This window comes from uncultured Sulfitobacter sp., from assembly GCF_947499945.1.
Taxonomy (GTDB): domain Bacteria; phylum Pseudomonadota; class Alphaproteobacteria; order Rhodobacterales; family Rhodobacteraceae; genus Sulfitobacter.
Genome location: NZ_CANMQD010000002.1, coordinates 560,612 through 582,493, shown reverse-complemented (window position 1 = coordinate 582,493; position 21,882 = coordinate 560,612). Strand labels below are relative to the sequence as shown.

The window sequence follows — 21,882 nt, the reverse complement described above, 5'->3', positions numbered from 1 at the left end:
ATAAAGCCATGCGCGTTTATTATGACCAGGACTGCGACGTAAATCTTATCAAGGACGCAAAAGTTGCGATCCTCGGCTACGGCTCACAGGGCCACGCCCACGCTCTCAATCTGCGCGACTCAGGTGCCAAGAACCTCGTCGTCGCATTGCGCGAAGGCTCCCCTTCCCGCGCCAAAGCCGAAGGCGAAGGCCTGAAAGTTATGGACATCGCAGCAGCAGCCGCTTGGGCCGATGTGATCATGTTCACAATGCCCGACGAGCTTCAGGCAGAGACATACAAGAAATACGTGCACGACAACATCCGTGAGGGTGCCGCCATAGCATTTGCCCACGGCCTCAACGTACACTTCGGCCTGATTGAGCCGAAAGCAGGCATCGACGTGATCATGATGGCGCCAAAAGGCCCCGGTCACACTGTACGCGGCGAATACACAAAAGGCGGCGGTGTGCCATGCCTTGTGGCCGTTGACAAAAACGCGTCCGGCAAAGCGCTTGAAATCGGTCTGTCTTATTGTTCCGCAATTGGTGGCGGTCGCTCCGGCATCATCGAGACGGACTTTCGCGAAGAGTGCGAGACCGATCTGTTCGGTGAGCAGGCTGTTCTGTGCGGCGGTATCGTTGAGCTGATCCGCATGGGCTTCGAGACCCTTGTTGAAGCAGGCTACGAGCCCGAAATGGCTTACTTCGAGTGCTTGCACGAGACAAAGTTGATCGTTGACCTGATCTATGAAGGCGGCATTGCCAACATGGATTACTCCATCTCCAACACTGCCGAGTACGGCCAGTACGTCTCCGGCCCACGCATCCTGCCCTATGACGAAACAAAGGCCCGCATGAAAGCGGTACTGTCAGACATCCAGTCCGGCAAATTTGTGCGTGACTTTATGCTGGAAAATACAGTTGGCCAGCCAACACTCAAAGCATCACGCCGCTCAAACGACGAGCACCAGATCGAAATTGTCGGTGGCAAGCTGCGCGACATGATGCCTTGGATTTCTGCAGGCAAAATGGTCGACAAAGCAAAAAACTAAGCACTCGTTACAAACTCTGACGAAAAGGCCCGTGCATTTGCGCGGGCCTTTTTTTCATTTCCCAAAAGTCCGAAAAAGCGGGATCATACGTCTGCTGGCTTACCGCGCGAATTTGCGTCTTTTGCCAAAGTGGACTTTGGCGCAGTGTCATCGTCACGGCGCGCGTCGACTTTCCGCTTGGAATAAAAGGCAAATCCAATAGCTGATAAAAGCGTCACCAGTGCCAGCACAGCCGTCAAAGAGGTCCAGTCCATATCAATTCTCCTTCTAAATGGTTCAAAATCAAACACTCTGGAAGGGGACAAAGTTCCCACCCACTAGAGTCCACTCTCGGATGAGCGGATTGCGGACCTTGCCCCTCCCCCGTCTTTGCCCCTATCTGGCCCGATGAACACATCCCCCCAAATCACCCCGCTCAGCTGGCTCATGGTTGCAATCCTTGGCCTCACGTGGGGCGGTACATTTATGGTGACAGAAGTGGCCCTTGCAGGTGGCATGCCACCGTTTTGGCTGGCCGCGTCACGCGTCGCGATTGCAGCAGTGCTGATGACGACAATCTGGGCGATCATGGGCTTTCCATTGTTTTCTGAGAAAGTAGACAACACAGCACGCCGCGACATGATCATAATCGGCGGTCTCAGCTCTGCCATCCCGTTCTCCCTGCTCGCATGGGGCCAGCAATACGTCACATCAGGGTTTGCAGGTGTCTCCATGGCCGCCGTTGCCCTGATCGTACTCCCGCTTGCGCATTTCACCGTTCCGGGGGAACGGATGACCCCCCGCAAAACTGTAGGCTTTCTCATAGGCTTCGTCGGTGTGGTGATCCTCATTGGTGCACAGGCATTCGAGACAACGGGCGCTACATTCGAAACACCGGGCCGCGTTGCCTGTGTGCTTGCCGCCAGTTGCTATGCCATCGGCTCGATCATGTTGCGCCGCCTGCCTGCGGCCCATCCCATAGGTCTTGCAACAGTGCTGCTCCTCATAGGTGCTGCCATGTCCATCCCCGTGGCTTGGGCGGTTGAGGGACCGCCCCCCATGCCCTCGTTGGAAATTCTCGGCGTACTGGCCTTCCTCGGCCTGATCCCCACAGCCGGCGCAAACTTTCTGCGCGTGCTGGTTGTGCGCAGTGCAGGCCCCGTCTTCATGTCATTGGTCAACTATCAGGTCCCCGTCTGGTCCGTGGTCCTTGGCGCGCTGATCCTCAACGAAGCGCTCCCCAAATCCCTTTTGCTGGCCATGTCACTGATCTTGCTTGGGGTAGGCCTCAGCCAATATGGCGCCCTGCGACGCCTCTTCACCCGTTAAGATCGCTTCCAAAGCGCACCACCTCAACAGGTGCGCCCGAATAAATCTCGCACAGGCAACGCCTGTTCGTTCAGATCACGTTTTGACCGCATCCTGAACGGCGGCGACCACAGATTGCACAGCGCTCTCCATCAGGCCCGCATCCTCATGCTCTGCCATCACCCGCACCAAAGGCTCGGTTCCCGACTTCCGAATAAGCAAACGTCCCCCGCCTGACAGATCGCTTTCTGCCTGTGCGATCGCCGCTTGCACATGGGTATCATCCAGCGGCACCTGACCCGCAGCAAAGCGCACATTTTCAAGCAGTTGCGGCACCGGCTCGAACTGATGCATCAATTCGGACGCAGGTTTTTCCGAACGGATCATCTCTGCCAAAAACTGTAGTCCAGCCATGAGACCATCGCCCGTTGTAGCATAGTCAGTCATCACAATATGACCCGACTGTTCACCACCAAGGTTAAATCCACCCGCACGCATCCGCTCTACAACATAGCGATCACCGACATTTGCACGCTCAAGTCTAACACCTCGATCCGTCAAAAAATGCTCAAGTCCGAGGTTACTCATTACCGTCGCCACCAGTGCATCGCCCTTGAGCCGCTCTTCAGCTTTCCAACGCGAAGCCATCAGCGCCATGAATTGATCGCCGTCTCCGACTTTTCCGTGTTCATCGAGCAAAATCACACGGTCCGCATCGCCATCCAGACAGATGCCAACATCCGCACCATGCGCTACAACTGTCTCGGCCGCGACTTGCGGATGAGTCGACCCACAATTGTCATTAATGTTATGGCCATTCGGCGAAACCCCGACGGGGATAACTGTCGCGCCCAACTCCCAGAGGGCCATTGGGGCCACGTGATGCGCCGCGCCATTGGCACAATCAATTACTACCTTTAGACCGTCCAGACGCCGTTGGCGCGGGAAGCTTGATTTTACACGTTCGATATAGCGAAAGCGGCTATCGTCAATCCGCTTGGCGCGGCCGATCTGTGCGGCTCCCGTTGGCTCCACCCCTTGCGCCACCAGCGCCTCTATCTCTGCTTCAACGGCATCGGACAGTTTGAAACCGTCTGGCCCGAAAAACTTGATGCCGTTATCTACCGCAGGGTTGTGGCTGGCGGAGATCATCACGCCCAAATCCGCCCGCATGGAACGGGTCAAGAGCCCCACCGCAGGTGTCGGTACAGGGCCCAGTAACAGCACGTTCATTCCAGTGGAGGTCAGACCGGCAGTCAGCGCATTCTCGAACATATATCCCGACAGACGCGTATCTTTGCCTATCACGACACGGTGCACCGAGGCCTCCCCTTCACGGCGGAAATAACGGCCAACCGCTGCACCAATGCGCAGTGCAGTCTCGGCAGTCATGGGGTGGATGTTAGCCGTGCCACGCACGCCGTCTGTTCCAAAAAGTTTTGTCATATCGTCATTCCCGCCCTACTCGCACGCCAAAGTGCAATTGCCTGTGCTGTCTCGTCAACATCATGTACCCTTACAATCTGCACGCCCTGCGCAATTCCTGCAAGCGCTACCGCGATTGACCCCGCCATGCGACCCGTCGCTTGGGGCGCATTCCCGATTGTCCCGATGAACCTTTTGCGCGACGCTCCCAAAAGGATCGGGACGCATAGGGTGTGAAATAGGCTTAATCGTGCAAGCAACGCGAGATTATGATCCAGCGTTTTGCCGAAACCGATACCCGGATCGGCGACAATATTCGCGCGTGCAATGCCCTCAGATTCAAGCGCCGCAATACGGCCCTCTAGAAAGTCATACACATCCAGCACGACATCATCGAAGTGCGGATCAAGGTGCATCGTCGCTGGATCAACGGGTCCATGCATCACGCATACGCTTACTTCCGCCTGTGCCGCAACCTGCGCCAGTTTGGGGTCATAGGTGAACCCTGACACATCATTGATAAAATTCGCTCCTGCCGCCAATGCCGCGCGCGCCACGTCCGCTTTACGAGTATCAATTGAGATCACCCCGCTAAATCCTGCCGCGCGAAGCCCCGCTATTACAGGAACTACACGGGCAATCTCTTCTGCGCTCTGAACTGTCTGCGCACCCGGCCGCGTGCTTTCCCCCCCGACATCGAGGATTTCCGCACCCGCTTGCGCCATGGCCAGCCCGCTTGAAACTGCATCTGCGGCGACAGCATGCAGCCCACCGTCCGAGAAACTGTCAGGGGTGGCGTTCAAGATGCCCATGATCTGAGGCCCCTTCGCCAAAGAATCCCCGTGAGCATGCAGCAAGGCAAGCTCGGGTTCAGGTACTAGGTGTGCAGCAACCACAACAGACTCTTGTCCACGCTGCAAAACTTCTACATCAGCAAACCATCCACCCGCGACAGGCATTGCCCCGTCCGGGCGCGACACATCGCAGTTGACTATAGGGCGATAGTATTTTCGCGTCATACTAAAGGGTCTTTGTCTCAGCGGAGACTGCACGCAGCGGAACAGAAGCGTTGGCGGGAATTTCATCCCCGATCACCAACATTTCACGGGCCTCAAACGTCGCAGCAAACCACGCGGCCAAGGCAACAGCATCGCGTGGCTGCGCGGAGGGCGTATCCACGCTGTCGAGCACAATTTTGGAAGGTGCCCAGACACAGGTCTGGCCATTCTTCATCGCCCAGTCCAATTCGGTGCGCGTTTCTACCACGACACAGCGATCATCCCGCGCGGCCAGAACCCATGCGTTTTGCTCAATCGCCAGTAGATCAATCCGCCGCTGCGCCATTTTGTGCGGCACTTGCGGGGCGGGGACGTCAGATGCGCCCACGCACAGCACCAAAGGGCTTCCCTGCGCATGCAGTTGATCCAGCCAGCCCGTCAAATGCGGTGACGCAATTGCCGGATTGCTCAGGAACACCAACTCGGGTTGCGCTGTCGCCTCAAGAGCGATTTCGGCGGGGGGGGCGCCATCACGCGCCCGCACAATCTCGACACCCAGCGCACCAGGGCCACGATCAAGCTTTTCGATGCGTACAAAGACCCGCATCGCTTGCGGCTCCAGCAAAATACGCTCGGCTACGCGGTCGGCCAGAGTTTCAAGCAGCGCCAAACGCTCTATGGCCAGCGCACCCTGAATAGCCTCCGTTACACGGTCATATGACAGGATACGGTCCACATCATCATCAATCGGACCGCTCAGTGGTTTCACTTCGACGACGACGTTAAAACAGATCCGTTGCGTAACCCCGCGCTCTGCCTGAAACGCGCCAATCTCGACTTCGACGGTGTGGTCGCGTACCGAAATACGGTCCAACGCATCGGTTGCCGCAGTCGCAACAGATCGCTCTGACGGATGGGCAAAGGCAAGGCGGGTCTCGGACGAGGATGACGACGACATGGGGCAGGCTCCGGCAATCGGTTTCACCCGCGTTTATACCGCCATGAGCTCTGCGTCGAGAGCGGCAAACGCCCTAAAATGCATGCTTTGCGTCAGTTGCTCGCCGTACGTGCGCCACGGCTATAGAACAGATGCACACCAAAGCGAGCGGTGTTGGTAAACTTGCGGGACCAGCTGGGGCGGACCGCTGTTGTGTGATAGAACGTAGCACCCTTCGTGATGTCAGGCGATTTGCCATCAATGGTCGCCCGCGCAACTTTTGCGACCCGCGCATAGGCTGCGGGCTCTGCCACGACTTCGGGCTTGCCGTCACAGGTGTAGCTAAACTGACAGCGATGCTTTTTGCCCGTACCCTGATTGATCACACCGCAATAGCTGTTGGGAAAGCGCTTCGACTTTACGCGGTTGCGGATCACTTCAGCAACGGCAAACTGGCCTTTGACTGTCTCGCCGCGCGCCTCGAAATAGAGCGCCTCTGCCAGACACTGAAACTCTGACGAGCCTTTGGCCTTTGGCTGTGCCGCCAACCAGGAGCGGGTAAATATCTCATCGGACAGAACTTCACTGTTCGCTGATGCCGAGACCGCAATGGCGGGTGGTTTGGAAAGAATTTTCAACCGATCCGCAGAAATTGAGGCAAGCCCGCGTGCTTCGATCTTAGCAAGGCTCTGGGCCATTGTATTGGCATGAGCACCTGTTGGCAGGGCCATGCCCAGTGCCACCACAATCGCGAGACTGTACATTAATTTCAAAGATTGCATCGCCACTTCTCCGGCATCGTTGATCCGACGCGGACCTACCCCGATTGCCATGACCGCGACAACACAGTTGCTCCCAAATGGGCAAGCTATCGCCGAAAACCGACTCCGGCGCGAATAGCCTATTGTTTTTTATCAGCAATTGCCAACTGTGCTGCAGCCAATCGCGCCACGGGAACGCGGAACGGAGAGCAGGACACATAGTCAAAACCTGCCGCGCGACAAAATGCTATCGATTCGGGGTTGCCGCCATGCTCCCCGCAAACCGACAATGTGATGCCCGGTTGTGCGCGGCGCCCACGTTCGGCACCCAGCATCAAAAGCTCCCCCACGCCGTCATGGTCAAGGGTGTGGAACGGGTCTTCGTCGAACACGCCCTGCTGCACATAATCCGACATAAACCGCCCCGCATCATCACGTGACAATCCGTAAGTCATCTGTGTCAGGTCATTGGTTCCAAAGCTGAGGAACTCGCACTGCGGCGCAATCTCACCCGCACGCAAACAGGCACGCGGTGTCTCGACCATCACACCCAGACGGTATTGAAAATCCACACCGCGCTCTTGGCGCACCGCATGGGCGACAGCGTCAATCGCCGCTTTGACCAACTCGACCTCGCGTTGCGCGGACACGAGCGGGATCATAATTTCTGCAATCACCGCGTCGCCATTCTCGCCTGCGTCCACGATCGCCTCAAAAATCGCACGAGCCTGCATATCGTAAATCTCGGGCACTGTGATCCCAAGGCGCACACCACGCAGACCCAACATCGGGTTATATTCGCGCATCGCCTCAATCCGTCGCGTCACATCGGAGCGCGGCAGGTCCAGCGCCTCGGCCAACTCGCGCTGGCCACTGGCATCCATCGGCAAGAATTCGTGCAAGGGCGGATCAAACAGACGGATACAGACGGGCTGTCCCTGCATGATGTGAAAAAGTTGGGTAAAGTCCTCGCGCTGCATCGGCAGCAACCGCTCCAGCACCGCGCGACGTCCGTCAGAGGTGTCAGCAAAGATCATCTCACGCATCACTGTGAGGCGGCCACTGTCGAAAAACATATGCTCGGTCCGGCACAGCCCGATACCCTCAGCGTTGAAATTCCGCGCCGTTTGCGCATCTTGCGGGGTGTCGGCATTGGCGCGCACCTTGATGTCGGCACATTCGGTCGCCCAGATCATAAGCTGTTGGAAATACTCGTCCAGAGCTGCCTCTTGCAACACCGCTGCCCCCGCGAGGATCTGCCCCGTAGAGCCATCAACTGTCATCTCGTCGCCTGCGCAGAACACGCGGCCGTCCTTGGCCGTAATCGTCTTGTCACGCTGGTTAAAGATCATGCTCGACGCGCCCACCACACACGGCAGGCCAATCCCGCGCCCGATCACAGCGGCATGGCTGGTAATCCCGCCCCGCTCTGTCAGGACCGCATTCGCCGCATGCATACCGCGCACATCCTCGCTTGATGTCTCGCGGCGCACCAGAATACAGGCCTCACCCCGCGCGGCACTCGCCTGCGCCTCGGCACTATCAAACACCAGTTTGCCCGTGGCGGCACCCGGGCTGGCAGCAATCCCCTTGCCCACCACGTCACGGCGCACCGAGGGATCAATCTGGCGGTGCAACAATTCAGTGAGCAGGCGCGGCTGCACTCGCATCAGCGCATCTTCGCGGCTGATCACCCCGTCTTGGGCCAAGGTCACAGCAATGCGCACCGCCGCACGGGAGGAGCGTGACACCCGCACCCCGTCCAGAATATGCACAACACCGTCTTCAATCGCGAATTCCACCTGCATTTCGGCACGCAGGCGCACCCGCATCAGGCTGGCATAGGTTTTGAGCGTTTCGAACGCCTCTGGCAACTCTTCTTCGAGCGAGCGGCCACGCGGATCACGTGTCAGATAGAGTGCGCCACTATCACCCTCCAGCGCATCACGCCCCTGACTTTGGCTGAGATAGCGCCCTGTCACTTGCGGTGCACCCGTCTCACTGCTCACCAATTGCAACACGCCAGAGCCACAGTGCCCCGTGCCCAGACCGAATATCATTTGCTGCACCACAAGGCCCAGCCCCGCATCGGCAGGTGCACCTTTTGCCTGCCGCAACAGCCGCGCCGAGGTGCCATTCCACGCCCGCGCCATCGAGCGCAGCACTGCCGCCAACTGAATGCGCCGCGATTGGGGAAACCTCTCGTCCGCCTCAAGCTCGTAGGCGGCAATCGTCTCGTCCAGTGCGGCACGGCCCTCCCCTTCGATATGGTCAAACATATCGGGGTCAAGGCGGGCCACATTGATCGCATAAGACTGAATAAAGCGGGAATAAAGTGCTGCGGCAGCGTCCTCGCCCATCAAAGCGCTGTATTTCTCGAACCGTGCATCGTTCATCCCGATGTTGAGCACAGCCCCCGGTCCACCCCAATCGGGATCCTGAGAGGACGGGCGCACACAGAGCAGCGCCTCGCTGTCGAACTGCTCCACAATCAAGCTCACATCAGGCAGCGCACCGTTGGCGATCTTGCCGACCGTCTTGAAAGACAAGGCCACCGTGCGCGGCACAGGCAGGTCCATACGTACAAGCCGCTGCAAGCATTTCGCCCGCCCCCCGTGCGTGTTGGTGTCCACAGGGGCCGTTTGCGTGATGAGCGTGGTATCAGGATTATTCTGCACTGCGGCATCCTTTGGTTTCAGATGCAGCATAGGGGGTTGGCGGCACAGGGCAAGCTTTTGCTTACTCTGTGCGCCGTAGCGTAACGTTAGCCGTCGATCTTTGTCAGGTCCGCGATAGAGGCGCAAAGCGTGCGAATACGTCCCAGCAGGTTCAGACGGTTGCGGCGCACTACATCGTTGTCGGTATTAATCTGTACCGCCTCGAAAAACGCATCCAGCGTGGGGCGCAAAGACGCCAGCGCCGACATCGCCGTCGAGAAATCCTGCGCCTTCATGGCAGGGGCAATCACACTATCCGCCTGATCGAGTGCTGCAAACAGCGCACGCTCCTCATCCGTCTCGGCAAATTTCACATCGCCACCGTGAGAATACTCAAGGTTGGTCCCCGCCTCAGCCTGAGACAGAATATTGTTCGCCCGCTTGAACGCTTGCAGCAAGTTCTCCCCATCGTCGGTCTTGAGCGTATCGCTGAGCGCCCGCGCCCGCTTCACCAGAAGCGTCAGATCGTCATTGCCCTCCATCGCGATACAAGCGTCGATGATGTCATGACGGATGCCTTGGTCTTTGAGATAGACTTTGAGGCGGTCGTGGAAAAAGTCTAGAAGGTTTATCGGCAGATCAAGATTAGTGAAATCTGCTTCTTCCGATGGATCAGCCAATTTTACTCTATGCGCCCCGAATCCTTTTAACGCTACAGCGCTCAGGTCAGTAGAAATATCATTCTCAACCAACGTCCGAATAACCCCCAGCGCCGCTCTCCGCAGCGCAAAAGGATCTTTGCTCCCCGTAGGCTTTTCATCAATCGCCCAAAAGCCTGTCAGTTTGTCGATCTTCTCAGCCAAAGCCACAGCGACCGAGACAGGCGCAGTGGGCACATCGTCGGACGGCCCGAGCGGCGCGTAGTGCTCCTCGGCGGCGGCTGCCACCTCCTCGCTCATACCAGCGGCCAGCGCATAGTAACGGCCCATCAGCCCTTGCAGCTCTGGAAATTCGTAGACCATCTCGGACGACAGATCAGCTTTGGCAATCTTCGCCGCTTGCTCTGCATCATCGGCATCGGCGCCGACCATCGGGGCCAGCGCCCGCGCCAGCACGGCCATGCGATCAATCAACTCGGCCTGTGTGCCCAGCTTGTTGTGGAAGGTCACGTTCTTGAGGTTCTCGACCCACGCCGCCATGCCCACATCAGATCTCGCAATCCGCAGATCATTGTCCCAGAAGAACTTTGCATCGGCCAGACGCGCCGACAGCACCTTCTCGTTCCCCGCCAAAATCGTAGCACCATCGTCCGCAGTCGTGCGGTTGGCAACAGTCACAAACCGCTCAATGCGGCCCGTCTTGGGGTTGCGTACGGAAAAGAACTTTTGATGTTCTTTCATAGAGGTCTGCAAAACCTCTGGCGGCAAATCGAGGAAGTCATCGCCAATCCGCCCCATCAGCACCACAGGCCATTCAACAAGGCCCGCAACTTCGGCCAGCAGCCCCGCATCCTCGACAACTTCCATACCACTGGCAAAGGCCATATTGGTCGCGTCATGCCAGATCGCATCGCGCCGCTCGGCACTGTCCAGCACCACAAACGCACGCTTGAGTTTGGCCGCGTAATCGTCAAAGTTGTTCACCGTAATCGCATCGGGCGCCAAGAAACGGTGCCCATAGGTCGTGTTCCCCGAAACGATGCCATCCACGTCGAGCGGCACAACCTCGGCACCATCCTCACGGCTCAGGATGCACAGAATTGTATGCAACGGGCGCACCCATTTCAGCGTGCCATTGCCCCAACGCATAGACTTGGGCCACGGGAAGGTGCGGATTGTATGCTCCAGCACGTCAGCAATAATCTCTGCTGCTGGACGCCCCTCTTTCACAATCTTCGCAAACAGGATCGCGCCCTTGGGCGTGTCGCGCTTTTCCAGATCATCGCGGGTCAGACCCGCACCGCGCAAAAAGCCCTCAATCGCCTTCTCGGGCGCATCGGCCTTGGGACCTTTACGCTCTTCCACCGTGCGGGGGCTGGCATCCAGCAACCCCTCAACCGTCAGGCACAAACGGCGCGGCGTCGCAAAAGCAGCGGCAGAAGCATAGGTCAGCCCCGCCTCTACCATGCCATCGGTCAGCAGCTTCTTCAGATCATCAGCGGCCCGCGCCTGCATGCGTGCGGGGATTTCTTCGGAGAATAGTTCAATCAGCAGATCAGCCACGGGAAGTCCTCGGGTTTGCCGCAAGCGGCGTTATTCTGTTGGTGCAATGCGCGAAGGCAGCGGCGGACATTCCTCGCCCACAATCGTGCCGTCATAGGCCTTGTCGCCGCAATCATTCAGCTCGTGCCAGATATAGCCGCGCCCGTCGCTGGTCACGGCCACAATTCGGTCGACACCAAAATGGATGTTCTTCTGGCTCAGGAACGTGAGTGCTGTGCCCGCCTCCAATTCCGCACCAAGAGCCGCCGCGTCAAAGCAGTCGAACCAACCCGGCGCATTGCGCGGCTCAATGTCCTCCACCATCTGGAATGTCTCGGTCAGAAGCGCGAGGCTGTAGGGCGTATTAAAACAGGCGCGGTAGCGGATGGGAGAACTGTCCGCATCAATCGCGCGAAAATTTTCCATCGGGATCACTTCTCCCTCGGCACTGCCCAGCGGCAACAACATAATCCCCTCGGCAGGCGCATCTACTTCCTCGTAAAAGCCGTAGACCTGAAGATAATAAAGCGCCGCACCGGCGAGCAGAGCAGATACCATAATTACCGTTCCTAAAATTTTACCCATCATGTCGCGTCACCGGTCCAGCCGCCTGCGCGGGTCTGCACAAATGCATCCGCACACATCTTGGTCAGTGCCCGCACCCGCCCGATATAGGCCTGACGCTCGGTCACCGAAATCACGCCACGCGCGTCGAGCAGGTTAAACATATGGCTCGCCTTAATTGCTTGGTCATAGGCAGGATGCGCCATGACGATACGTTTGCCCGTCTTGGGGTCCATGTGCTCTTGCTCGATGATGGTCTTGCACTCGGCTTCGGCCTCTTCAAAATGGCGCAGCAATACATCCGTGTTTGCCACATCAAAGTTCCAGCGCGCGTATTCTTCCTCGGTCTGCTTAAAGATATCGCCATAGCTCAGCGGGATGGGCGCGTCAGGGTCGTTGAACGGCATGTCCATCACGTGATCCACGCCGAGGATATACATCGCCAAACGCTCCAGTCCGTAGGTCAACTCACCCGAGACAGGATGGCAGTCATGCCCGCCGACCTGCTGGAAATAGGTAAACTGGCTGACTTCCATTCCGTCACACCAGACTTCCCAGCCAAGGCCCCACGCGCCCAGCGTCGGGCTCTCCCAGTCATCCTCGACAAAACGGATGTCGTGCAGATCCATATCCACACCAATCGCTTGCAGCGAGCCAAGGTACAGCTCTTGCAAATTGGGCGGGCTTGGTTTGATCAACACCTGATACTGATAGTAATACTGCAAACGGTTGGGGTTCTCGCCATAGCGCCCGTCGGTCGGGCGGCGCGAGGGCTGCACATAGGCGGCGGCCCAAGGGTTCGTGCCAAGGCTGCGCAAAGTCGTGGCAGGGTGAAACGTACCCGCCCCCACTTCCATGTCATAGGGCTGTAGAATTGCACAGCCATGGCGCGCCCAATAGGATTGCAACCGCAGGATAATCTCTTGAAACGAACGGGGCGTGTCTGACATGTTAAAGTCCTTTGCCATTTGGCGCTCTTACTAGGCCGCGCCGCCCCAAGGGTCAATCAGCGGCAGCACAGATGCGCCCAGAGGCCGCGAAGGGTTAAAATCTCGGTCAAACAGTCGCTTCTTATATGGGAATCACCATGAAATACTGTTTATGTGCCGCAAAGTAATCTTTTGAGAGTTTATAAGCCGATGCTGCGCATTTTATCGATCTTTCTAACTGCCCTGACCCTTTGCGTCTCAACCGCTGCATATGCGCAGTCGGATGATCCTGATGAGGTCGTCTGGGTCCAGATCGAAGCACAGCAGTCACTGGCTCGCGCCACGGATCGCGCGCGCGCCTATGCAACGCTCCTCGAAGACGTCAACGGGTTTGCCGTGGGCGGCGGATGGTATGCGGTGGTTGTCGGTCCCTATCGCCGTGCAGATGCCGACATCGTGCTGCGCCAATACCGCCGCGACGGTCTTGTCCCCCGTGACAGCTTCATCCAGCGCTCGAACCGCCTGCGCCAGCAATTCTGGCCCGTTGGCGCAAATGTTCTGGGCGAGGGGGCCGTTGACGCGCCCAACGGAACGATCCCCCCGCAGCAGCCCGATCAGGAAACACCCATAACAGAGGCACCCGCATCACAGGCCACAGAAGAAGCCCCTGTTGTAGCCGAAGTGACGCCCGCGCCAGCACCAGAGCCAGAGCCAGAACCCGCAGACGAGACGCCGGCCGAGGCCCAGCGCAGCGAGCGCGAGTTGAACCGCGACGAAAAAAAACAGCTTCAGGTCATGTTGCAGTGGGCAGGTTTCTATAACGCCGGAATCGACGGCTCCTTTGGCCGTGGCACCCGCAACTCCATGGCCGCATGGCAAGAGGCCAACAATTTCGAGAAAACAGGCATCCTGACCACGCTCCAGCGTGCCGCCCTTAAAACCCAATATAATGCCGTGCTTGAAGGCCTCGGCCTGCAAACCGTGCGTGATGCGCAGGCTGGAATAGAAATGACTCTGCCGATGGGGGTGGTAAAATTTGACCGCTACGAGCCTCCATTTGCCCAATACACACCAACAGGCGATGTCGAAGCACGCGTGCTGCTTATCAGCCAGCCTGGCGATCAGGACACCCTTTTTGGCCTTTATGAAATCATGCAGACGCTTGAAATCGTACCTCTCAGCGGGCCGCGCGAACGGGGCAAGTCCAGCTTTACGCTGGTGGGCGAGAATGGCCGTATGATCAGCTATACAGAAGCTTCTCTCGACAATGGAGAGATCAAAGGCTTCACTCTGCTCTGGCCAGCGGGAGACGAAGAACGTCGTCGCCGTCTGCTTGCCGAGATGCGCAGCAGCTTCACCCGTATGCCCGGCGTGCTGAGCGCTTCGGCGGGGGACGCCTCCCAACAGTCGATCGACCTCATCTCGGGCCTGCAAATCCGCAAGCCAAAGATGTCTCGGTCAGGCTTTTTCATCAATGACGCAGGCAATGTTGCGACCACGTCGGCCGCAGTTCAAAGCTGCTCGCGGATCACGCTAGACGGCGATACCGATGCCGAAGTGGTCTTGGACGACACTGCACGCGGTGTAGCGTTGCTCAAGCCGAAAGCGGCTCTTGCGCCCTTGGCGGTGGCAAGTTTCGCAAGCCAGCCAGGTCGCCTACAAAGCGAAGTTGCCGTGGCAGGATACTCCTTTGAAGGTGTGCTGAGCGCGCCCTCGATGAACTTTGGCACATTGGCGGATATTCGTGGCCTGCAAGGTGAAGAGAACATCAGCCGCCTCGCCTTACGCGCCCGTGCAGGTGATGCAGGTGGCCCCGTACTCGACCGCACTGGTGCAGTGATCGGCATGATTACGGTGGCGCCCGATGGCGGCCCGGAACTGCCTGATGATGTGAGCTTTGCGTTAGCGTCGTCAACAGTTGTCGCCGTGAGCGCCAAAGCGGGGATCAAACTGCCTTCCGCCGCTGCAGAGGGCACAGCGAGCCTCACGGCCTTCCAGCTGTCCGAAAAAGCAAGCGGCATGACAGTTTTGGTCAGCTGCTGGGAGTAACCCCACCCTCAAGCTGTCAGAGGCGGATCGGAGTTTTCCGAATAGTCCGGTCCGTCTTTTTTCGAAGTGACGGCTCGTCGCCCGCGGTTCAGGCCGTCAAAGCAGGCGTCGCATAGATTAACGTAGGCCCATCCGCCTCAAACGCTGCCCGTACGGCTTCGCGTAATGCCTCTATCGTTTGCGGCGCTTCGGCCCGCGCACCAAACGCTTCCGCCAGCTTGCAAAAATCAGGATTCCGCGCGATCACCGCATTGGGCGCAATCTGTGCCCGCACCATGCTATCCTCAATCTCGCCCAGTTTGCCATTGTCCCACAGGATGATTGGAAGGCTCAGTCCCAGTTCCACCGCAACGCCAAGCTCTTGCATCGTATAGTGGAACCCATAATCCCCGATGATCGCCATCGTCGGCTTACCCTGCCGCGCAATCGCTCCGCCAATCGCCGCAGGTGTAGCATAGCCCAGCGTGCCAAAGCCGTAAGGATGATGCCAATGGCCGGGACGGTCCATGTCCCATACCTCTTTTGCAAGATAGGCAATCTGAGTCATATCAGAATAGATCATGACATCATCAGGCACGCCTGCACGGATTGCTTCGATCACAGGCAAAATTCCTACCCGCTCCGCATCCGCCTCTGCCCGCCACTTTGCACGGGTCGCTTTTATCTGTGAGGCATCCCACTTTGGCGCAACAGCCGGTACAGGTGCAAGTGCGTCCAGATCTCGCAGGAAATCTCCGCAATCGCCGAGGACGCCCTCCTGCCCCGCTTGAGCGTCAGTCAGAACTTCGGGGTCGATATCAACACGCACCAACCGTGCTGTATGACCCAGCTGTGCACGCCATAAGTCAACTTCAGCTAGCGAGGTACCCACAGCTATGACCAAATCCGCCTGTGCAATTTGTGCAGCACTGTTTGGCCGGGCAAGGTAGGCCCCAAAATTATACGGATGATCCGCCCCCAGAACGCCGCGCCCTGCATAGGTCGTAAAGGCCGCTGCACCATAAGCTGTCACAACTCTGCGTGCCACCTGCGCAGTGTTGGCGTGGCATGAGTGAAGCAGTCCACCACCAAAGATGAACATCGGCTTTTGCGCCTGCGCCAACGCTGCAGCAAGATCGGTAGGAAGTGGGGCGCTGGCACGATAGGCGACAGCATTGGCGCGCATCTCTGGCGCGGGCGCTGCATCCGCTTGCAACAGTGCAATGGGAACGTGCAGTGCTTTGGGTCGCGGGCGAGCGGTCTTGAATTCCTGCAGTGCGCGGTCGATTAGTTGATAGGCCGCCTGTGCACTATGAGCCGTGTGCGACCAATCTGTAACTGTCGCAGCCGCAGCCGCCTGATCGCGCATCTGGTGCAACTGGCCCTGCTGCGCTGCTGTCTCGTCCAGACAGGACGCGATCACCAGCATCGGCACGGAGTCGCTATAGGCCTGCCCCATCGGCGTCATTATATTGCACAGCCCCGGCCCCGTAATCACATAAGCCACACCCACTTTGCCCGAGGCCCGAGCATAGCCATCAGCCATAAACCCTGCCCCCTGCTCGTGACGGGCCAGCACATGGGTGATGCCTGCCTCCTCGATGCCGCGGTACATTTCCTGATTATGCACACCCGGAATCCCAAAAATCACATCCACCCCGCGCGCTTTGAGCATATGGGAGATTTGCGCGCCCAGCGGGCGGGTAACAGCGTCTGACATCAGGCTCTCCAGAATTTCACAGTAAAGATTACGTAAACTACCATCAGCTCTAACCGCCCCAACAACATCGCAAGCGTCAAAATCCACTTGGCCGTGTCGTTTAGAGACGAAAAATTACCTGCCGGACCGATAATGTCGCCCAAACCGGGGCCGATATTCCCCAAAGCTGCCGCAGCGCCCGACACGGATGTCACAAAATCCAACCCCGTCATCGACAACGCCACCGCGACCAAGCCAAGGGTCAAAGTAAAGAACATAAAGAAGGTCATAACCGAGGCGAGAACTTCTTCGGTCACCGGCCGCCCGTCATAGCGCGGCGTAAAGATTCCATGAGGCGAGCGGATGCGCCGAAGCTGTGCGCGGATTGACGCAAACAAGAGCTGATAGCGGAACACTTTGATCGAGCAAGCCGTCGATCCAGCACAGCCCCCGATTAACCCCATGAAGAAGAACAGCGCGACCGCAAATCCACCCCACTGCATATAGTCCACGGAGGCATAGCCCGTGCCCGAAATAATGGAGACCGTATTAAACAGCGCCTCGCGCACCGCCTGCTCGTTGTCCAGATGCACCCCCTCATCCAGCAACACCACCAGCAGAACGACCAGTACAGAAATTGTCTTTACGAAACCGCGCACCTGCGGATCACGATGAAGCGCTGTTGGATTGCCATTAATCAACTGGACATAGCGTACAAAAGGCAGCGCCGAGAGCAACATGAACAATGCCGCCACATACTCAAGCGGCCCCTGAAACACACCAAAGGAAGCATCGTAATTTGAGAAGCCCCCTGTCGATATTGTCGTCATCGCGTGGGCCGTCGCGTCAAATACGTCCATACCCAATGAGATATACACAATCGTACAAATCATAGTGAAGGCCACATATAACCCTGAAATCTGGGTCGCGATCTGCCCGGCCCGTGGCAGGATTTTACCAAAAGTATCAAAACCTTCAGATTTAAAGATTTGCATCCCGCCCACACGCAGCTCTGGCAGGAACACCATCGCCACAACAATGATACCGATCCCGCCCAGCCATTGCAGAATCGCCCGCCAGATCAACAGCCCTTTGGGCAGGTCATCAAGACCGTTAAGAACAGTGGCCCCCGTGGTTGTCAGCCCAGACATAGCCTCAAAAACCGCATCTACAGCCCGGGCATCCGTCTCGCCCAAAACAAACGGGATCGCCCCGAATAGCGGCAGGGCAACCCAGACCGAGGAGGTGAGCAGGAAGGTCTGCTGGATTGTCAGCCCCTCTTTCACGCCACTGGCACAGGCAAGCGCAATCGCAAGGCCGCCCACCAAGGTAATCACAGCGCTTTGCAAGAACACAGGCCATTGCCCGCGCCCTTCGGCCAAATCAACCAGCAACGGGATGAGCATGGCCACCCCGAGCACAGCCACCAATAGGCCAATTACATATCCAACAGGGCGCAGATCCATCTGCGCAGGGTTGGCGTTCATCGCGGCAAGTGTCAAGCAACTGCACTCCTTGAGACGCCATTCAGAAATGCAAAAAGCCCGCCTGAGGACCGGATCAGGTCACTCCACGCGGGCTTTGCTAAGTCGTGTTTGATTAGACGTAATAGAGGTCTTTGAAGACGTGGTGTACGATATCGTCGCGCTCGATGCCCATATCGGCCAACTCGACGTCGGATTTCGCACGAAGTGCCTCAACGCGCTTGATGCGGGAGGACGCTTCGCTGGCACGTACGATTGCGTTGCCGATTGATTTGAACAGGCTGGTCAGCTGGGCCAGGCCTGTGTGGGCGTTCATAAAGGGAGCAGAAGTAATGCTCATGCCGCGTGCTGGAATTTGTGCGGCGAAATGCTCGGATGTGGTTTGGTAGGTCATCATATATGCCTTAGCTTTTTTTCTTGTCAGCGCGGGATTATCCCCGTGTTCAGGAGATAGGTCTCGCTGCACCGCAGCACCACCACCAAAACTGCATAGCCGTCAACCGCTGCACGCAAGCATCCCGCTTGCCCTAAGGTCAGGTTTAACCATAGAAAAAGGGCCATCCCGATATACGGAACGGCCCTTTTAGACGCCTGATATACGCTCTTGGCGGTTAGCCTACGTGGAACAGCGTGTTAAACAACTTGGGGTCAAAGCTGGACTGCGCAAATGTTGCCCCCTCGGTCAGCACGCTCACCGCGTCATGGCTGTGCAGGCTTTCCTGATGGCTGGCAATCACGCGGAAATCAGAAATCCGTGCATCCGCTAGCAGTTGCTCACAGAAAAGGCGCGCAGCATCCTCGACAAATATCGGGTTGGCCGCGTTCAACTCGGCAAAGGCCTGTTCATCCTCGCGCTTCACCATCACTTGTGTCTCGGTGGGTACCGCACGGCGACAAGCCTCGATCAGATCCTCGAACCACAGCACATCCGCGTCATTGTCCAACAACACCGACACCCGCGCAACAGAGCGTTGCGAATGCGGCGTGGCAAGCTGGTTGCGCGTGGCCCGCGCATGCTCGGACAGCTCTAATGAGCAGGGGCACGTGCTGGAATAGACATAGTCGAGGTGGATGATCTGCTGGCGGACACCATTGCTCTCAACAAGCTCAAGCGCCACATCGTAATACTGATACCCTGTCAGGCCCGAACGCAGGCTGTTGATTTTCATCGGAAAAGAGAAACGCATCTGGATACGCGCGTCAAAGCTCTCTAGATCGGAGATGTAATCATCCAACGCCGCCTCGATCACTTTAAAGCTAAAGGTGCTCTCGGCATGCTTGTAAAAGCTGCGCATGATGCGGGACATATTGATGCCCTTCTTATCCGCCTCAAGGCTCACCGTGCCTGTGACAGATGTCTCCAGTGTCAGCGGGCCGTTGTCCCGCGTCTCAAAGCGGACAGGCAGGCGGAAGTTGGAAATCCCCACGTGCTGGATCTGCTGGTTTGCACCTTTTATAAGGCTGGAGGGGCCGTTTTGCAGGTCAGGCAGGCTCGCCTTATACTCTGGTTCAATCTCGAAATCAGCAGGATACGCACGCTCGAACAGAGGATAGGCAGCCCCCCCCTGCAATAACTGAGCCACCGCAGGATCAAGCGTCGCAAGCTCTGTCGCATCGGCGTTCGAGGCCCATGCGCGCAAAGTTTCAAGCGCCTCTTCCGCAGCAGTACGGTCCGGAGTTGGTTTGATTGGTGTTGCGATATTCATGGGAAGCCCCCTTAATCGGTCAGAACCCATATGTAGGACCCTCCAAACACATTACCAAAAAATTATACGACTTAACGGGGAAATAGCGACCCGCGCCCCTTTATTTACGCCTCCAATGCCTGCAAAAAATCTGCGGCTAGATCATCGGCATCTTCAAGCCCGATGCTGATACGCACCAACCCCGGTGTGATTCCAAGGCTGGCTTTCTGCTCCGCTGGCAAACGTTGGTGCGTTGTTGTCGCAGGGTGAGTCATGATCGTTTTGGCATCGCCGAGATTATTTGAGATCAGTCCGATCTGCACCGCGTTGAGAAAACGGAACGCGCCCTCTTTGCCGCCCGCCACATCCACGGCCAGCACAGTACCACCTGCGCCCATCTGCATTTGGGTTAATGCGTATTGCGCATGATCCTGAAGCCCCGGATAGATCACCGCATTCAGCCCCCCATGCCCCTGCAACGCGCTGGCCACAGCCTGCGCCGTTGCCGTTTGTGCGCGAACCCGCAGGCCCATCGTCTCCAACCCCTTGAGCATGACCCAAGCAGTGAAGGGCGACATGGAGCCACCTGTATGCTTCATGTACGGCTCGACTGTGCCACGGATAAATTCACGCGTGCCGAGGATCACACCGCCAAGGGTCCGCCCCTGACCGTCGATATGTTTGGTTGCGGAATAGATCACGACATCAGCACCCTGCTCGATCGCACGACTATAGACAGGCGTGGCAAAAACATTGTCGATCAGCACCAATGCACCCTTGGCATGGGCAAGCGTACAAACTGCCTCGATATCAATGACTTCCAGCGTCGGATTGGAGATGGACTCAAAGAACACAGCCTTGGTATCGCTGCGGATCGCTGCCTCCCATTGGTTCAGATCAGTACCATCGACAAAGGTCACTTCAACGCCGAACCGCGTCAGGATTTCTTCCAGTACATAAAGGCACGACCCGAAGAGTGCGCGGGCCGAAACCACATGATCGCCAGCCTTGAGCATCGAGGTCAGCGCACCCGACACCGCCGCCATGCCAGAGGCCGTGGCAAAAGCATCCTCCGCCCCCTCCAACGCAGCAATCCGTTCTTCGAACATCTTGACAGTGGGGTTGCCATAACGGGCATAGATGAATTCGTCATCGCTGGACTTGATAAATCGCTGTTCGGCATGCTCGGCGCTGTCATAGACAAACCCTTGGGTCAGGAAAATCGCCTCTGACACCTCGCCGTACTGACTGCGCCGCGTACCTGAATGCACTGCCTTGGTGGATGGTTTCCAGCTATCACTCATTTTCTTGTCCTCATGGTGCCCGATCAAAAGGGTGGGCACAAAAAAACCCCAAACGCGGTCAAGCGAAAGAGGGCTTTCATCCTGACCTTTTAGCGGAATATTTTAAGTGGCCCGCAATCCGGTAACAAATCGCCACAAAGATGGATTAGGATATCTCTGCGGAAGGGTCAAGCATGCCCACCCTTGCTCTGCCTGCCAAAACCCGCATCATGGCATGTGAAGCGCATGAAAAGGACGACGCCATGACCAGCCCCATTGATCTCTACTATTGGCCCACGCCAAACGGCTGGAAAATATCCGTCTGCCTTGAGGAAATGGGCCTGCCTTACAGCACCCACCTGATCAACATCGGCAAGGGTGATCAATTCGCGCCCGAGTTTCTCAAGATCGCGCCCAACAACCGCATGCCTGCCATCACCGATCCCGATGGGCCGGACGGCGCGCCTGTGTCCCTCTTCGAGAGCGGCGCAATCCTGCAATACCTCGCACGCAAGACTGGCCAGTTTTATGGCAAGACCGAGCGTGACCGCATCGCAGTGGACCAATGGCTCATGTGGCAGATGGGCGGTTTGGGTCCCATGGCAGGCCAAGCGCATCACTTCCTCAAATTCGCAAAAGAAGACATCCCCTACGCCAAGGACCGCTACCGCTCTGAGACGGCGCGCCTTTACGGCGTCCTCGACCGCCAACTGGCGCAAAACGAATTCGTCGCAGGAGACTTCATTTCAATCGCAGACTTCTCGATCTGGGGCTGGGCGAGCTTGTGGGAAGGCCAGCAACAAACTCTAGACGACAAAACTCACATGGCTCGCTGGCTTGAAGTGATGGGTGCGCGCAAAGGCGTGCAAGCAGGCCGCGCCCTAAACGCCGACCTGCGCAAGTAGCGCCAAAC

The 21,882-nt window shown here is 57.5% G+C and carries 18 protein-coding genes and 1 riboswitch; of the genes, 4 read left to right on the top strand and 14 right to left on the bottom strand.

Translation table 11 applies throughout. The features are described from left to right. Window positions 1–8 precede the first annotated feature (8 nt). Window positions 9–1,031, top strand: a complete 1,023-nt coding sequence (ilvC, locus tag Q0775_RS13030; RefSeq protein WP_298861473.1) for a ketol-acid reductoisomerase — start codon at window positions 9–11, stop codon at window positions 1,029–1,031. Window positions 1,032–1,114: 83 nt separating this feature from the next. Here ilvC and Q0775_RS13025 read toward each other — a convergent pair whose 3' ends face one another. Then, the gene (locus Q0775_RS13025) at window positions 1,115–1,285 is read right to left on the bottom strand and encodes a hypothetical protein (RefSeq protein WP_298861470.1); all 171 of its coding nucleotides are present in this window, start codon (window positions 1,283–1,285) and stop codon (window positions 1,115–1,117) included. 133 nt (window positions 1,286–1,418) lie between these two features. On the opposite strand from Q0775_RS13025, the gene Q0775_RS13020 reads away from it, so the two are divergent. Next, window positions 1,419–2,339 (top strand): DMT family transporter, encoded by a 921-nt coding sequence (locus Q0775_RS13020; protein ID WP_298861467.1) that lies wholly within the window; start codon window positions 1,419–1,421, stop codon window positions 2,337–2,339. A 75-nt stretch (window positions 2,340–2,414) separates the two neighbouring features. On the opposite strand, the gene glmM is transcribed toward Q0775_RS13020, so the two are convergent. The 8 genes from glmM to Q0775_RS12980 all read right to left on the bottom strand — a co-directional run bounded on the left by glmM (window position 2,415) and on the right by Q0775_RS12980 (window position 12,811). Next, the gene (gene glmM, locus Q0775_RS13015; RefSeq protein WP_298861464.1) at window positions 2,415–3,764 is read right to left on the bottom strand and encodes a phosphoglucosamine mutase; all 1,350 of its coding nucleotides are present in this window, start codon (window positions 3,762–3,764) and stop codon (window positions 2,415–2,417) included. Then, window positions 3,761–4,762: a dihydropteroate synthase gene (gene folP, locus Q0775_RS13010; RefSeq protein ID WP_298861462.1), complete on the bottom strand. Its 1,002-nt coding sequence runs from the start codon at window positions 4,760–4,762 to the stop codon at window positions 3,761–3,763. Before folP ends, glmM begins: the two co-directional genes overlap by 4 nt. A 1-nt stretch (window position 4,763) precedes the next feature. Then, on the bottom strand, window positions 4,764–5,699 hold the full coding sequence (locus Q0775_RS13005; RefSeq protein ID WP_298861459.1) for a dihydroneopterin aldolase: 936 nt from the start codon (window positions 5,697–5,699) through the stop codon (window positions 4,764–4,766). Window positions 5,700–5,791: 92 nt separating this feature from the next. Further along, a complete protein-coding gene (locus Q0775_RS13000; protein WP_298861456.1) occupies window positions 5,792–6,460 on the bottom strand; it encodes a cell wall hydrolase in 669 nt (222 codons plus the stop codon). Between the two features lie 119 nt (window positions 6,461–6,579). Continuing rightward, window positions 6,580–9,147, bottom strand: a complete 2,568-nt coding sequence (locus Q0775_RS12995; protein ID WP_298861453.1) for a putative PEP-binding protein — start codon at window positions 9,145–9,147, stop codon at window positions 6,580–6,582. Between the two features lie 56 nt (window positions 9,148–9,203). Further along, window positions 9,204–11,318, bottom strand: coding sequence for a glycine--tRNA ligase subunit beta (glyS, locus tag Q0775_RS12990; protein WP_298861450.1), 2,115 nt, complete (start codon window positions 11,316–11,318; stop codon window positions 9,204–9,206). A gap of 30 nt (window positions 11,319–11,348) precedes the next feature. Then, complete coding sequence (locus tag Q0775_RS12985) at window positions 11,349–11,885, bottom strand: DUF6446 family protein (RefSeq protein ID WP_298861447.1); 537 nt, start codon at window positions 11,883–11,885, stop codon at window positions 11,349–11,351. Further along, entirely contained in the window at window positions 11,882–12,811 is a 930-nt protein-coding gene (locus Q0775_RS12980) for a glycine--tRNA ligase subunit alpha (RefSeq protein WP_298861444.1), read from the bottom strand. Before Q0775_RS12980 ends, Q0775_RS12985 begins: the two co-directional genes overlap by 4 nt. Before the next feature lie 189 nt (window positions 12,812–13,000). Here Q0775_RS12980 and Q0775_RS12975 point away from each other — a divergent pair, with 189 nt between their 5' ends. Continuing rightward, window positions 13,001–14,839 carry a serine protease gene (locus tag Q0775_RS12975; protein WP_298861441.1) on the top strand — a complete coding sequence of 613 codons (1,839 nt, stop codon included), beginning with the start codon at window positions 13,001–13,003 and terminating at the stop codon, window positions 14,837–14,839. 88 nt (window positions 14,840–14,927) lie between these two features. Here the strand turns inward: Q0775_RS12975 and Q0775_RS12970 are convergent, their stop codons facing one another. From Q0775_RS12970 to metZ, 5 genes are all read right to left on the bottom strand, one after another. Beyond that, complete coding sequence (locus Q0775_RS12970; protein ID WP_298861438.1) at window positions 14,928–16,538, bottom strand: thiamine pyrophosphate-binding protein; 1,611 nt, start codon at window positions 16,536–16,538, stop codon at window positions 14,928–14,930. Beyond that, on the bottom strand, window positions 16,538–18,004 hold the full coding sequence (locus Q0775_RS12965; RefSeq protein ID WP_298861814.1) for a TrkH family potassium uptake protein: 1,467 nt from the start codon (window positions 18,002–18,004) through the stop codon (window positions 16,538–16,540). Before Q0775_RS12965 ends, Q0775_RS12970 begins: the two co-directional genes overlap by 1 nt. Before the next feature lie 112 nt (window positions 18,005–18,116). Then, window positions 18,117–18,395: a DUF1127 domain-containing protein gene (locus Q0775_RS12960; protein WP_298861436.1), complete on the bottom strand. Its 279-nt coding sequence runs from the start codon at window positions 18,393–18,395 to the stop codon at window positions 18,117–18,119. 217 nt (window positions 18,396–18,612) lie between these two features. After that, complete coding sequence (gene folE2, locus Q0775_RS12955; protein WP_298861435.1) at window positions 18,613–19,707, bottom strand: GTP cyclohydrolase FolE2; 1,095 nt, start codon at window positions 19,705–19,707, stop codon at window positions 18,613–18,615. 104 nt (window positions 19,708–19,811) lie between these two features. Continuing rightward, window positions 19,812–20,990: an O-succinylhomoserine sulfhydrylase gene (gene metZ / locus Q0775_RS12950; protein WP_298861433.1), complete on the bottom strand. Its 1,179-nt coding sequence runs from the start codon at window positions 20,988–20,990 to the stop codon at window positions 19,812–19,814. Between the two features lie 69 nt (window positions 20,991–21,059). After that, window positions 21,060–21,136, bottom strand: a riboswitch (SAM riboswitch). A 96-nt stretch (window positions 21,137–21,232) separates the two neighbouring features. On the opposite strand from metZ, the gene Q0775_RS12945 reads away from it, so the two are divergent. Continuing rightward, complete coding sequence (locus Q0775_RS12945; RefSeq protein ID WP_298861811.1) at window positions 21,233–21,874, top strand: glutathione S-transferase N-terminal domain-containing protein; 642 nt, start codon at window positions 21,233–21,235, stop codon at window positions 21,872–21,874. Window positions 21,875–21,882 lie beyond the last annotated feature (8 nt).

Coding starts and splice junctions, on each gene's coding strand:
- ilvC (WP_298861473.1), top strand. CDS start 9: ATGCGCGTTTATTATGACCAGGACTGCGACGTAAATCTTATCAAGGAC.
- Q0775_RS13025 (WP_298861470.1), bottom strand. CDS start 1,285: ATGGACTGGACCTCTTTGACGGCTGTGCTGGCACTGGTGACGCTTTTA.
- Q0775_RS13020 (WP_298861467.1), top strand. CDS start 1,419: ATGAACACATCCCCCCAAATCACCCCGCTCAGCTGGCTCATGGTTGCA.
- glmM (WP_298861464.1), bottom strand. CDS start 3,764: ATGACAAAACTTTTTGGAACAGACGGCGTGCGTGGCACGGCTAACATC.
- folP (WP_298861462.1), bottom strand. CDS start 4,762: ATGACGCGAAAATACTATCGCCCTATAGTCAACTGCGATGTGTCGCGC.
- Q0775_RS13005 (WP_298861459.1), bottom strand. CDS start 5,699: ATGTCGTCGTCATCCTCGTCCGAGACCCGCCTTGCCTTTGCCCATCCG.
- Q0775_RS13000 (WP_298861456.1), bottom strand. CDS start 6,460: ATGCAATCTTTGAAATTAATGTACAGTCTCGCGATTGTGGTGGCACTG.
- Q0775_RS12995 (WP_298861453.1), bottom strand. CDS start 9,147: ATGCTGCATCTGAAACCAAAGGATGCCGCAGTGCAGAATAATCCTGAT.
- Q0775_RS12985 (WP_298861447.1), bottom strand. CDS start 11,885: ATGATGGGTAAAATTTTAGGAACGGTAATTATGGTATCTGCTCTGCTC.
- Q0775_RS12980 (WP_298861444.1), bottom strand. CDS start 12,811: ATGTCAGACACGCCCCGTTCGTTTCAAGAGATTATCCTGCGGTTGCAA.
- Q0775_RS12975 (WP_298861441.1), top strand. CDS start 13,001: ATGCTGCGCATTTTATCGATCTTTCTAACTGCCCTGACCCTTTGCGTC.
- Q0775_RS12970 (WP_298861438.1), bottom strand. CDS start 16,538: ATGTCAGACGCTGTTACCCGCCCGCTGGGCGCGCAAATCTCCCATATG.
- Q0775_RS12965 (WP_298861814.1), bottom strand. CDS start 18,004: ATGAACGCCAACCCTGCGCAGATGGATCTGCGCCCTGTTGGATATGTA.
- Q0775_RS12960 (WP_298861436.1), bottom strand. CDS start 18,395: ATGACCTACCAAACCACATCCGAGCATTTCGCCGCACAAATTCCAGCA.
- folE2 (WP_298861435.1), bottom strand. CDS start 19,707: ATGAATATCGCAACACCAATCAAACCAACTCCGGACCGTACTGCTGCG.
- metZ (WP_298861433.1), bottom strand. CDS start 20,990: ATGAGTGATAGCTGGAAACCATCCACCAAGGCAGTGCATTCAGGTACG.
- Q0775_RS12945 (WP_298861811.1), top strand. CDS start 21,233: ATGACCAGCCCCATTGATCTCTACTATTGGCCCACGCCAAACGGCTGG.